The 12,592-nt window shown below is 54.5% G+C and carries 12 protein-coding genes; 7 read left to right on the top strand and 5 right to left on the bottom strand.

From position 1 onward, the window contains the following. The first annotated feature begins 91 nt into the window (after nt 1–91). The 3 genes from LVJ85_RS13360 (at nt 92) to LVJ85_RS10240 (ending at nt 1,486) form a co-directional block, all read left to right on the top strand. The gene (locus LVJ85_RS13360; protein WP_255733757.1) at nt 92–217 is read left to right on the top strand and encodes a hypothetical protein; all 126 of its coding nucleotides are present in this window, start codon (nt 92–94) and stop codon (nt 215–217) included. A gap of 37 nt (nt 218–254) precedes the next feature. Next, the gene (gcvH, locus tag LVJ85_RS10245; RefSeq protein WP_004285714.1) at nt 255–638 is read left to right on the top strand and encodes a glycine cleavage system protein GcvH; all 384 of its coding nucleotides are present in this window, start codon (nt 255–257) and stop codon (nt 636–638) included. A 158-nt stretch (nt 639–796) separates the two neighbouring features. Then, nucleotides 797–1,486, top strand: a complete 690-nt coding sequence (locus LVJ85_RS10240; protein ID WP_244739718.1) for an aspartate/glutamate racemase family protein — start codon at nt 797–799, stop codon at nt 1,484–1,486. Nucleotides 1,487–1,649: 163 nt separating this feature from the next. Here the strand turns inward: LVJ85_RS10240 and LVJ85_RS10235 are convergent, their stop codons facing one another. The 3 genes from LVJ85_RS10235 to ccoG all read right to left on the bottom strand — a co-directional run bounded on the left by LVJ85_RS10235 (nt 1,650) and on the right by ccoG (nt 5,783). After that, complete coding sequence (locus tag LVJ85_RS10235) at nt 1,650–3,518, bottom strand: NAD(P)-binding protein (protein WP_244739717.1); 1,869 nt, start codon at nt 3,516–3,518, stop codon at nt 1,650–1,652. 269 nt (nt 3,519–3,787) lie between these two features. After that, nucleotides 3,788–4,348 carry a FixH family protein gene (locus LVJ85_RS10230; RefSeq protein WP_255733754.1) on the bottom strand — a complete coding sequence of 187 codons (561 nt, stop codon included), beginning with the start codon at nt 4,346–4,348 and terminating at the stop codon, nt 3,788–3,790. A gap of 1 nt (nt 4,349) precedes the next feature. Further along, nucleotides 4,350–5,783: a cytochrome c oxidase accessory protein CcoG gene (ccoG, locus tag LVJ85_RS10225; RefSeq protein WP_115134494.1), complete on the bottom strand. Its 1,434-nt coding sequence runs from the start codon at nt 5,781–5,783 to the stop codon at nt 4,350–4,352. 250 nt (nt 5,784–6,033) lie between these two features. Between ccoG and LVJ85_RS10220 the strand changes: the two genes are divergently transcribed. Both LVJ85_RS10220 and waaF read left to right on the top strand, forming a co-directional pair. Continuing rightward, complete coding sequence (locus LVJ85_RS10220; protein WP_244739716.1) at nt 6,034–7,338, top strand: aminotransferase class I/II-fold pyridoxal phosphate-dependent enzyme; 1,305 nt, start codon at nt 6,034–6,036, stop codon at nt 7,336–7,338. Between the two features lie 141 nt (nt 7,339–7,479). Then, nucleotides 7,480–8,487 (top strand): lipopolysaccharide heptosyltransferase II, encoded by a 1,008-nt coding sequence (gene waaF, locus LVJ85_RS10215; RefSeq protein ID WP_244739715.1) that lies wholly within the window; start codon nt 7,480–7,482, stop codon nt 8,485–8,487. A gap of 117 nt (nt 8,488–8,604) precedes the next feature. Here the strand turns inward: waaF and LVJ85_RS10210 are convergent, their stop codons facing one another. Then, nucleotides 8,605–9,468 (bottom strand): phosphatidylserine decarboxylase, encoded by an 864-nt coding sequence (locus LVJ85_RS10210; RefSeq protein WP_244739714.1) that lies wholly within the window; start codon nt 9,466–9,468, stop codon nt 8,605–8,607. Between the two features lie 307 nt (nt 9,469–9,775). On the opposite strand from LVJ85_RS10210, the gene LVJ85_RS10205 reads away from it, so the two are divergent. Further along, nucleotides 9,776–10,519 carry a pseudouridine synthase gene (locus LVJ85_RS10205; RefSeq protein WP_244739713.1) on the top strand — a complete coding sequence of 248 codons (744 nt, stop codon included), beginning with the start codon at nt 9,776–9,778 and terminating at the stop codon, nt 10,517–10,519. 225 nt (nt 10,520–10,744) lie between these two features. Here LVJ85_RS10205 and LVJ85_RS10200 read toward each other — a convergent pair whose 3' ends face one another. Beyond that, nucleotides 10,745–11,425, bottom strand: coding sequence for an epoxyqueuosine reductase QueH (locus LVJ85_RS10200; RefSeq protein WP_244739712.1), 681 nt, complete (start codon nt 11,423–11,425; stop codon nt 10,745–10,747). A gap of 184 nt (nt 11,426–11,609) precedes the next feature. Here LVJ85_RS10200 and LVJ85_RS10195 point away from each other — a divergent pair, with 184 nt between their 5' ends. Continuing rightward, complete coding sequence (locus tag LVJ85_RS10195) at nt 11,610–12,587, top strand: DNA polymerase III subunit delta' (RefSeq protein ID WP_244739711.1); 978 nt, start codon at nt 11,610–11,612, stop codon at nt 12,585–12,587. Nucleotides 12,588–12,592 lie beyond the last annotated feature (5 nt).

The raw sequence follows: 12,592 nt of genomic DNA, 5'->3' as shown, positions 1-12,592 counted from the left end.
ACGGCCTCCTGAAACATAGGCCGTCTGAAAATTAAGATGGCATTTTCCAAACCAATTTGAATGACCTTTCTGAAAAACGAGGATAGATACGATGCGTAAGATAGTATTTTTGGCTGCTGTTTTGTCGTCGCTGGCCTTAGCGGGCTGCGATGCGAAAGACGCTTGCTTGGATCAAGGCGGCAGCTATAATGAAACCACCAAGCAATGCGAGAAATAACGGCAGTATTAATTTTGAAACCTATGGAGAACAAACCATGAGCAATATCCCCGCTGAATTGAAATATGTGTCCAGCCACGAATGGCTGCGTTTGGAAGCCGACGGCACCGTAACCGTGGGCATTACCGAACACGCGCAAGAGTTGTTGGGCGACATCGTATTTGTAGAGCTGCCCGAAGTGGGGGCGAATCTGGCTGCGGAAGAGCAGGCCGGTGTAGTGGAATCCGTAAAAGCGGCTTCCGACGTTTACGCGCCGATTGCCGGTGAAATCGTAGCGGTAAACGAAGCTTTGGTAGATGCGCCGGAAACGGCCAACAGCGAGCCTTACGGTGCAGGCTGGTTCTTCAAAATCAAACCGGCCAACGCAGCTGATTTGGATGGTTTGCTGACTGCCGAGCAATACGCTGCGGAAATCGGTTAATACCATCGGCAGTTCAAGTAGGGCGGGCATCCTTGCCCGCCATTTTTGCAAGAGACGGCGGGTAGGGATGCCCGCCCTACACTTATTCATATTTTCAGACAGGCATCAAGCTTTCATTGAGTGCAGTGCCTGTCTGAACCATTATCCGACGGAATATCATGAAAACCATAGGCATCATCGGCGGCATGAGTGCGGAGAGTACCGTGCTGTATTACCAAATCATCAACCGCGAAACCAACGCGCGCTTGGGCGGCAACCACAGCGCCGATATTGTGATGCACAGCGTGGATTTTGAAAAAATTGTGCGTTTGCAAAAAGCAGGCGATTGGGCTGCTGCCGGCGCGGTGTTGGCGGAAAGTGCGCGCAAGCTGGAGGGCATGGGCGCGGATGTGTTGGTGTTGGCCACCAATACCATGCACAAAATTGCCGATGTGATTGAACAAGCCGTAAGGATTCCGCTGCTGCATGTGGTGGATGCGACCGCGGCGGCGGTGAAGGCGAAAGGTTTGAGCCGTGTCGGGCTGCTGGGCACGCGCTTTACGATGAGCGACGGTTTTTATTCGGAGAGAATGGCCAAGCAGGGCGTGGAGATTACGGTGCCGTCTGAAAATAAGCAGGCCGAAATCCACCGGATTATTTTTGAGGAATTGTGTTTGAACAAGATTCAGGCGGGTTCCAAAGCTTATTATCAGCAAGTGGTGCGCCGTTTGCAGGAGCAGGGCGCCGAGGGTGTGATTTTGGGCTGCACGGAAATCGGTTTGCTGCTGAAAGAAAACGATTGCCCGCTGCCGCTGTTTGACAGCGCGGAAATTCACGCGCTGGCTGCGGTGAATTTTGCTTTGTCTTAAACGGAATATGGCAAATCAACTTATTTTTGATACAAGGCAGTAAGCACAGCAATGAGGTAGCGGAAATAAAGTTTATTTGCGATATAAAGCATTCAGGCCGTCTGAAAACTGATTTTCAGACGGCCTGAATGCCTGATGAATCACGCAGTAAACGCTACGGGCATTAAGCCAAAGCTTCCGCTACGGCGCGGTAGGCTTGGTCGATGGCGCCGTGTACATACGGCATCCATGCGGCATCGGCGCCGGCGATGAAGATGTTGCCTATCTGCTGCTGCATGGTGGAAGTGGCGTTTTCCGCGCTGCTGTCCGAATCCCACAAGCCGGTTTGCTCGTAGCTGTAACCGTGCGCCCAGCGGTTGAGGGTAACGGCAACCAAGACGCTGTCGAGTTTTTCTCCGGCGGCGTCGTAGATGCTGCGCAGCTGGTCGAGCATCTCTTTTTCGAGGCTTTCGTAGCTTTGGTTGTTTAAGGCGCGGCGGCCGCTCTTATACATGTCGCGCGCGGTTTGGCCGGTGAAGTCGGTGGCAATGCGCACCATGTGGATAACCATCGGCTCGTCTGCCGTTTGGGGGAACTGGTAGCCGCCCATGCTCACGGGGTCGTCGAGTTTGACCAAGCAATACGGGGCGTCGGGCGCGTAGAGCGAGTGTACGCCGAGCTTTTGGAACGCTTTGGAGTTTTTGACCACGACTTTGCCGTACACCATCGGCACTTTGATGGTGGTTTGTGCGGCGGCTTTTTGGGCGTCGGGCATTTGGGGAATCACGCGGGCGGCCAATACGCTGTGTCCGGCAAAAATGGCTTTCTTGGCGCTAACCTGTTTGAGCGCTTCGGCATCGTGCGGCATATAGGCCACGGCAACGCTGCCGTCGGGCTGGTTTTCCATCAGCAGGGCGGTGCTGTTGAGGCGCAGGCGTACGCGGTTTTCGGGCAGGTCGAGTTTGCTGTAATCGAATTTGGCTAACACAACATCTTCCATGGTGTAGCCGGGGGCGACCGCCGGAATCAGCTTGCGCACGAGCATGCGGGCGATGGAGGCGTTGCCGTCGGGGAAATGGTAGATGTAGGGTTCTTCTTCGGATTCTTCCTTTTCCAAGCCGAGGTTTTGTACGCCGGGGTAGCCGTCTTCAAAGGCTTCTTGTACGGAAATGGCGTTGATGGCGTGGCCCCAGTATTCCGAACTGATGTTTTTGAGGTATTTCAACGCGCCTTCGGGTAGCTGTACTTCGTTTTTCAGGAAGTTGTAATAGCTGGTGTTCTCGGCAAAGCTGATCCGCTCGCTGTCGGTTTTGCCTTCGAGATAATCGGTGGCCGAGGTGTACAGCTCGGTCAGGGCTTTTTTGTCGGCATCGGGCAAGGGGAATTGTTTGATGATGTCTGCCGCGCTCTCTTCGCCGGCTTCGGGTATGCCGCGGACGACGGTGTTTTTACCGAACGAAGCTTGGCTGAAGAAAACGCCTTCTTTGAGTTTGCGCGTGGTTTCGTATAAATCTTGATGGAAGTATTGCTCAAACTTGTTGTAGTCGATGCCGAGCTCTTTGAGCAGGGCGAGCGATTCTTTGGAGTATTCAGACTTGGGCGAGTCGATGGATTCGCTGCCTGCGTAAGAAATCAGTAATCGGCCGTTTACGGTAAATTCGTTGCGCTGGGCATGGCCGCCGAAATCGTCGTGGTTGTCGAGAATCAGGATTTTGGCTTGAGGGCGTTGCTGTTGATACAGGTAGGCTGCGGTCAGGCCGCTGATGCCGGCGCCGACGACGACAAGGTCGTATTCTTCTTCGGCTGCGCCGGGCAGGGTGTAGGGTTTGTTTTGCAGGGCAACGCTGTGAGCGGCGCGCTGAACGCCGTCGGCATCGCCGCGCAAGCCGAGCAGGGCGGGCGGGTAGTAGGTGGCGTTGACGGCGGCATTAACGGAAGATTCGAGCGTTTGCGGGGAAAATAATTTATAGATTTTATAACCGCCCAGCATCGCTGTGCCGGTAACGGCGGCGGAGCCGGCTAAGAACGCGCGGCGCGAGAGTTTGCGTTTCATAAACTTCCTGATTGATATGAGTAAGATATGTTATTTTGTGGCCTGCGATATGAAGCGGGCTGCATTTTCAGACGGCCTGATGTGTGTGCGGCGGGTCTGAAAAGGGTTGAATTTAAAAGGGCATAAGTCTAACAAATTATGCTTTATTCAGGCCATAAATCGGATGAAAAAACATGGTGTGGTGATTGATATTTACGACAGATAAGACCTCAATCGAGAAGGCCGTCTGAATTTTTCAGACGGCCTGTGTTGATATGGGTGCTGCGGCATTACGGTTTGCCGGCAGGCACGTTTACCAGCTTTTCTTTGGGCTTGAGGTTGACGGCATAGCCTTGGTTTTCAATCCATTTTTCTTCTACGCGCCATTTGCCTGCCGCGTCTTCTACCCGCACATACCAATGGTGGGTTGCAGGCAAAGGTTTGAAAACGGCACTATATTCGGTTTTATCGCCGGAAAGCGTGCCGCTTTGGGTGGCATGCAGTTTCACGGTTTGGTCGTCCGATTTTTTGGCGGGGTGCATCAATACCAAATTTAAAGGCTGGGTGCGGTCGAAATTGCCGCTGACGAATACTTTGGCAGCGTTTTTATCGGGGTTGAACAGCACTTGGGCGTTGATGCCGAGTTTAACGGCTTCTTCGTCGCGGTGCAGTTGCAGGTCGATGTGTTTGCCGTCTTTGTAGTAATCGTCGCTCACTAAATCTGCGGAATTGCTTTTCGCCAGATAAAAGGTATAGAAAGCCGCAGCCACCACAATGGCGGGGCCTGCCATCAACAGCCACGGCCACGGCTCTTTGTACCAGACTTTCGATTGTGTGCGGTGGTCGGTCACATTATTCTCCGATAAACGATGATTTTTCAGTAATGGTGTTGACTTCTTCGCTGCCGCTTTCTCGATAGGTAAATTCAAACATAATCGGATGGCTGCCTTTATCGGCGTATTCGGGAATCGTCGATACTTGCACCGGCACGGTTATGGTTTCTTTCGGCGGCACTTTGAGGCCGTCTGAAGGTAGGCCGGTGAGGGCGATTTCGTCGAAACCGCTCACTTTGGCGGTCAACACCTGTTCTTTTTCGCTGTCGTTGATGATGCGCAGATTGTAAGCGTTTTCCAGCCAGCCGTTGCTGTTTTCACGCAGCATCACGCCGCGGTCTTTGATGATGTCCACGCTCATGGTTTCGCGGGTGGCGATGCCGGCAATCATGGCGATCACAGCCACGAACAATACCGCTCCGTAGCCCAACACGCGCGGGCGCAGCAGGCGTTTTTTGATGTCTTTGTCGGCGTATTCGTGTTTCAACGCACTTTCGGTGGTGTAGCGGATGAGACCGCGCGGATAGTTCATTTTATCCATGATTTCGTCGCAGGCATCAATACAGGCGGCGCAACCGATACATTGGTATTGCAGGCCGTCGCGGATGTCGATGCCGACGGGGCATACCTGCACGCACATGGTACAGTTGATGCAGTCGCCAAGCTGGGTGTCTTCTTTGCTGGCGTTTTTCTTACGGGCGCCGCGGGGTTCGCCGCGCTCTTCGTCGTAAGAAATAATCAGCGTGTCTTTATCAAACATCGCGCTTTGGAAGCGGGCATACGGGCACATGTATTTACACACTTGCTCGCGCATTTGGTGCGCCATCAGCCACGTCATGAAGCCGTAGAACGCAGCGGCAAACAGCGAGCCACCGCCTGCCTGCAAGGTGAAAATGGCCGGTACGAATTCGCGGATGGGGGTAAACCAGCCGGCGAAAGTAATGCCCGTCCACGCGCACACGGCGAAAATCAGCAGGTATTTGGTCAGCTTGATGCGGATTTTGCGGAAATTCCACGGCTCTTTGTCGAGCTTGAGGCGTTTGTTGCGGTCGCCTTCGACGAAATGGTCTATCCACAACATGATTTCGGTGTACACCGTTTGCGGGCAGGAATAGCCGCACCACAAACGGCCGGCGATGGTCGTCCACCAAAACAGGCCGAACGCCGAAATAATCAGCAGCAACGCCAGATAAATCAAATCGCCCAAGCCCAGCGAAAGGCCGAAAATATAAAAATGGCGCTCGGGAATATCAAACAATACGGCTTGGCGGCCGCTCCAGTTGAACCACGGAATCACATAAAACACAAATTGCGTGGCCAATACCGCCAAGATGCGCAGATTGGTGTAGCGGCCTTTGGCCAGTTTGGGGTGAATGCGTTTGGATCCCTGGTAAAGTTGGATAACCTGCTCTTTGGGCCGGTTGGGTGTTTTGTCTTTCTGTTCGCTAGACATCACGGTGTTCCTTAAATTTTTTATGTTTTACGGCGCGTTTTCCAACGGCCTGATTTGCTTATTATAACAGTTTCATGATTTCAGACGGCCTTTAAGAAGGTTAAGACGGGAGGCCGTCTGAAACAGCCGAAAGTACAAGGTTTGCGTTTGTGCCTTGCTGTGCGGATTAGTGCGCATAGCAAGTAAAGCTTGCCTCTCAAGAAAAAATCCATTAAATTATTTTGTATTAGAACAAAACGGATTTTGTATTGTGGAATTAAAACCTAAAGGAAGCACCGCTGTCAATATCGCCCAATCCATCAGCAGCCTGATACGCGAAGAAGTGTGGCCTGCGGGATACCGTTTGCCTACCGTGCGCAGTTTGGCCGAAGATTTGGGCGTGAATCCCAATACCGTTTCCGCCGCCTACAAGCAGCTGCGCGATGCCGGCATCATTGCCACCGACGGGCGGCGCGGCAGTTTTGTGCCGGAGAAAACCGAAATCCTGCACACTGAAAGCGCCGTGCCGAAAGGCTTGGTGGATTTGGCTTCGGGCAATATCGACCGCAGGTTGCTGCCCGAGCTGCCGCCTTCATTGCTGGACGGCTACCATTTGGCAACCGACGTCGGCGGCAGGGGCGACAATCCCGAGTTGATGGCGCATATCGAACATTGGCTGCGCGACAACACCGGCATTGAAAACAGCGAGATGGTGTTGTTTTCCGGCAGCTTAGACATTATGGAACGCGCCCTCAGCCAGCGGTGTATGCCCGGAGCCAAAGTGTTGGTGGAAAGCCCTTGCTGGCTGCCGTTGCTGGCCTTGCTGTCGAATCTGCGCCTCGAAGCCGTGCCCGCAGAATTGGACGAAGAAGGCGCGCTGGTACCGGAGCATGACGGCTTAAGCGGCGTGTCTGCGGTTATCTTAACGGCACGCGCACACAGCCCGACGGGGATTGGTTACAGCCGCCGCCGTTGGCAGGAATGGCAGCGGGCGTTGTCGCAACATAATGCGCTGCTGATTGTGGACGACCATTGGGGCGCGCTCAGCCGCCATCCTTTTCACGGTATGCAAGGTTTTGATAACGAATGGATTTACAGCACATCGACCAGCAAGTTTCTCGGCACCGATGCGCGGATTGCCGTGGCGGCGGGTAACGGTCACACTTTGAATGCCATGAAAAAACGCTTCTCGCTGGGGCCGCGCTGGATCAGCAAACTCTTGCAACATGTTACTTTGCAACTATGGCGGCAGCTCGGTTCAGACGGCCTCAAAGCCATTGCAGACAGCTATCACGCGCGCCGTTGCCGTTTAATCGAAAGCCTGCACAAACACGGCATCCGCGTGCCCGGAAGCGGCGGGGAAGGCCAGCATATCTGGCTGCCTGTGCATAACGAAGCGCAGGTGATTCAGTTTTTGGCGGCCAAAGGTTGGGCGGTGCAAAGCGGTGCGGCGTGCAACCTTTCCAAGCAGCCCGCCGTGCGCATTACCATTGGCAATTTGAGTTTGGAGGATTGCGATACATTGGCCGACGATATCGCCGACACGCTGGCCGCCGGCGGCAGAAGCCTGTATTGAATTGTCGGTTGATAAAGTTGGTTTGCCGTTGCCTGAATAACGGTACAATACACCGCCTGACAAACGCGCCGCGTTTCGGCGGTTTTCAGCTTTCAGATTAAAACCTACACAAGCCGCAACACTATCCACACCCACAAAAATATGCCTAAAAAAATTCTGATTATTTCGCCGAGCTGGATCGGCGATTGCGTGATGACCCAGCCGCTGTACCGGCGTTTGCATGAGCTGAACCCCGGCGCCACGATTGACGTGTTTGCGCCGAAATGGTCGATGGCCGTGTTTGAGCGTATGCCCGAGGTGAACGACATCATTGAAAACCCGTTCGGCCACGGCGCGTTACAACTCAAAAAACGCATTCAAACGGGCAGGGCGTTGGGCAAGCGCGGCTATGATCAGGTGATTGTGCTGCCCGGTTCGCTCAAGTCGGCGCTGATTGCCGCGGCAACGGGTATCAAGCAGCGCACCGGCTATGTGGGGGAATCGCGTTATCTGCTGCTCAACGATATCCGCAAGCTCGATAAACAAGCGCTGCCTTTGATGGTGGACCGCTACACCGCGCTGGCGCATCCTTCCCAAGCCGATTTCAACGGCCATTCCGAACATCCCCTGTTCAGCATCAAGCCCGAAAGCCGCAGCGCTGCTTTGGCCGCGCACGGTTTGAATACCGAAAAGCCCGTGCTGGCGTTTTGCCCCGGAGCGGAATTCGGCCCGGCCAAACGCTGGCCCGCGCGCCATTTTGCCGAACTCGCCCGCCGTTATCAGGCGCAAGGTTGGCAGGTTTGGCTGTTTGGTTCGCAAAAAGATTTTGATATTGCGGAAGAAATCAATACGCTTTCAGACGGCCTGTGTGTCAATTTGTGCGGCAAAACCAGTTTGTCGGAAGCGATTGATTTGCTCGGATGTGCCGATGCCGTGGTGTGCAACGACAGCGGCTTGATGCACTTGGCCGCCGCGTTGGGACGCAAACTGGTGGCGGTTTACGGCTCTTCCAGCGCCGACCATACGCCGCCGCTCAGCAAACAGGCCGCCATCGTGAGCTTGAATTTGGACTGCTCGCCGTGCTTTCAGCGCGAATGTCCGCTGGGGCACATGGATTGTTTGAACAAGCTAACGCCCGACCGCGTGCAGCAGGCGCTGGAAAGTTTGTAAATAAAGTTTGAGGCCGTCTGAAAAAATCCCGCAGTTTCTTGTTACAAGGACTGCGGGATTTTTTTCAGACGGCCTTTATCAGACCAAGAGAATAGGGTTGTGCGACCCCCCCCCCCCTTATTCCTGTTTGCCGAATTCTTTTTCAACTGCCGCGCGTACTTTTTCGGCCGAGGCTTCGATGTCGGTTTGGCTGACAGTGTGGCCGGTTTCAACCGCTTCAGCAGCCACGGGCGCGGCGGATTCGGTCGCGGGATGGTGTGCGGCTGCCGCTTCTTGTACCGCTTTGGCTTCGGCAGCTTGGGGAACAGATTCGGTGTGCGGCGCTGCGGGTGCGGTCAGCGGCAGGCGTGCCAAAATGGTGCTGGTGCCGCTCACTTTGTCGCCAATGGAAACTTGCGCTTGAGCGTCCAAAGGCAGATACACGTCAACACGCGATCCGAAGCGGATAAAGCCGTAGCGTTCGCCGCGGCGCAGCGTGTCGCCCACGCGGGTGTAGCACAAGATGCGGCGCGCCACCAAACCGGCCACTTGCACGAAAGTTACTTCACGGCCGCTGCGGGTGGTGGCCAATACCGCGTTGCGTTCGTTTTCGGTGCTGGCTTTGTCGAGCGCGGCATTTAAAAATTTGCCGGGGTTGTATTCCACCGCCGTTACCGTGCCGTCGATGGGGGAGCGTTGGGAGTGCACGTTAAACACGTTCATAAACACGCTGATTTTTAACGACTCGACTTTGCGGTAGGGGTCGGTGGCGCGCTCAACCACCACGATGCGGCCGTCCACCGGGCTTAAGACGGCATCTTCGTCTTGAGGGGTAGGGCGCGCGGGGTCGCGGAAAAACTGTAAAGCAAAAACGGTAAACACCCAGAAAGGCAGCGACCACCAGCCTGCACATGCCGTTATCACAATGCTGAGTATCAGGCCGCCGAGGATAAACGGCCAACCTTCGCGGGCAATAATCGGGTGGGGGTAAAAACTGGGCATAGCGCTTCCTTTTTGCAAATGAAAATATCTCTCGAATTATAGCCGATAACCGCGCGTAAAGGGCAAAGCCGACAACGGGAGCGGGAGCAGAGGCCGTCTGAAAAATATAGACGCGTGAGGCAGACATCCTTGCCTGCCGTAAGATTGGCGCGGAAGTTTATCGGCAGGCAAGGATGCCCGCCCTACTATATAATTGAGTTTTAACACACAATCGGTTACCCGATGGCCTGCGGTTTCCGGCGGAGCGTGCACAAAGCAAACGGTGGGCGCGGCAAAGGTTTCAGGCCGTCTGAAAGGCTTTTTTATCATGCAACCACCCTCCAACGAACCGGTACGCCTCTCCAAGCGCATGGCCGAACTGGGCTTGTGTTCCCGCCGCGAAGCCGACAGCTACATCGAGCAAGGCTGGGTCAAAGTCAACGGGCAAACTGCCGTACTCGGCCAAAAAGTTACCGCCGCCGACCGCATCGACCTCAACAAACAGGCGCACGAAAAGCAGGCGCAGCGGGTAACGATTCTGCTCAACAAGCCGGTGGGTTATGTAAGCGCACAGGCCGAAAAAGGCTATAAATCGGCGGCCGAACTGATTACGCCCGAAAACCATTGGGAAGGCGACACCAGCCGCATCGAGTTCAGCGAAAAACACCGCTTCGGGCTGGCACCGGCGGGGCGTTTGGACATTGATTCGGTGGGCTTGCTGGTGTTGACGCAAGACGGCCGTATCGCCAAACAGCTTATCGGCGAGAACAGCAGCAGCGAAAAAGAATACCTCGTGCGTGTGCGGGGAAAGTTGAGCGGCGAGGGTTTGAAGCTGCTCAACCACGGCTTGAGCCTCGACGGCGAAAAGCTCAAGCCCGCGCAGGTGGAATGGCAAAACGAAGACCAACTGCGCTTTGTATTGAAGCAAGGCAAAAAACGCCAAATCCGCCGCATGTGCGAATTAGTCGGCCTGCGCGTTACCGGCCTGAAACGCATCCGCATGGGCAAAGTGAAATTGGGCCGCCTGCCGCCGGGAAAATGGCGTTATCTGCGCCATGACGAGCAGTTTTGATTGAGCCTGACAGCCGTGCAATATCCGCGCGGCAAGCTTTGTGAGATTTGAGGCCGTCTGAAAGCGCGTTTTGCGGGTTTTGAACGCAAATATTGCGGCATGATTGCTGATTTTGCACAGAGTTCGGTTTGGTTATTCAATATGTTGTCGGATGTGAAACATTAAAAAGAGGCCGTCTGAAAGTGTTTTCAGACGGCTTCTTAACTTGTATTGATACGGACGTGATTACTCGGCTTCTTCTTCGTCGCCGTAATATTTCACACCGATTTTAATCGGCGGACGGCCTTGCGATTTACGCCAATGGTTGGTATCGCGCAACGAATACGCACAACCGCAGTACTCCTGCTGGTAGAAATGTTCGCGCTTGCTGATTTCGATCATGCGTGCGCTGCCGCCGCCTTTTCGCCAGTTGAAATCCCAATACACCACATCATCGTAAGGGGCGACGGCGTGGTGGCCGCAGTCGTTGATTTGGTTCATGTTTTTCCAGCGCGAGATGCCCAAAGAGCTGGTGAGCACGGGAAAGCCGTGTTCGTGGGCATAAAGGGCGGCGCGCTCGAAACGCATGTCGAAACACATGGTGCAGCGGCGGCCGCGTTCGGGATCCATTTCCATGCCTTTGGCGCGCTCGAACCAGTTGTCTACATCGTAATCCGCGTCGATAAAGGGAATATTGTGTTTCTCGGCAAACGCGATGTTTTCGTTTTTGCGGATTTCGTATTCTTTTTTCGGATGGATGTTGGGGTTGTAGAAAAAGATGGTGAAATCAATGCCGCTGGCGAGCATGGCTTCCATCACTTCGCCGGAACAGGGGGCGCAGCAGGAATGCAGCAGCACTTTTTTCCCGCCGCCGGGCGGGTTCAGCACGGGGCGGTCGATGGGGGTAACTTCGGGTTTGTCGTTCATGATGTGGTCTGCCCAAAAGGTTTCAGACGGCCTTTAATCATGAGGCCGTCTGAAAATATAGTTGATTTGGCGTATATTTTAGCAGAACGCAGGCCGGCGTGTCAGGCCGTCTGAAATATGGCCGTCTGAAAGATAAGGTTATTGGGTATAATATCCGCTTTCTTTTTCAACGCACTCCGTTCAGATGATTTATCCGTGGCATCAAACCCAATGGCAGCAAATCGCCGCGCACCGGCAAAGCCTGCCCAACGCATGGCTGTTTACCGGCAAGGAAAACACCGGCAAAACCGTGTTTGCCCGCCACACCGCGCAAGCCTTGCTGTGCGAACAACCCGATGCGGCAGGTGGGCCGTGCGGCGTTTGCCCGTCGTGTCATTTGTTCGGGCAAAACAGCCACCCCGATTTTTACGAGCTGACGCCGGAAATCCCCGAAGGCGAGGCGGTGGGGCGCAAGCTGTTGCAGATTAAAATCGATGCCGTGCGCGATATTGTTGAGAATATCCACTTAACTTCCGTGCGCGGCGGCAGGCGGATTGTGTTGGTGCATCCGGCCGAAAGCATGAATCTTCAGGCGGCCAACGGTTTGCTGAAAGTATTGGAAGAGCCGCCGGAAAACGTGGTGTTTCTGCTGGTAACGCACGCGCGCGACAAATTGCTGCCCACCATCAAAAGCCGCTGCCGCCAAATGGTGTTGCCCGCGCCGTCGTACGAAGAAGCCCTGCAATATCTTCAGGAACGCGGCACCGAACATGCCGAAGCGTTGCTGGCTTTCCACGGTGGCGCGCCGCTGTTCGAACACACGCCCGAATTGGACGGCTTGCGCGAAGAGCTGCTCGGCCTGCTTGCCGCCCCGCGCCTGCTGGCGATTCTCGATTACGCCGCCGCGTTCGACAAACACAAGCAGCCGCTGGCGGTTTTTCTCGACTGGCTGCACAAATGGTTGCTGGATGTGGGTTTGGCGCAACAGAATATGCCGCCGCTGTATTATCCCGAATACGCAGCCGTGCTGGCAAAAACGGGGGCGAAAACTTCTCCGGCAGCATTGTTTGCACTAATAGGCCGTCTGAACCGCTTAAGCCCTTACGGACACCACACCTTGAGTGTTAAAATGCAGCTCGAATACTTACTCACCGAATATCTTAACTTTTGGCAAAACAAATAAATAAG

This window comes from Neisseria sp. Dent CA1/247 (assembly GCF_022870825.1).
In the GTDB taxonomy this organism is placed as follows: domain Bacteria; phylum Pseudomonadota; class Gammaproteobacteria; order Burkholderiales; family Neisseriaceae; genus Neisseria; species Neisseria zoodegmatis.
The sequence above is the reverse complement of the archived record's forward strand: the minus strand, read 5'-3'. Positions and strand labels throughout refer to the sequence as shown.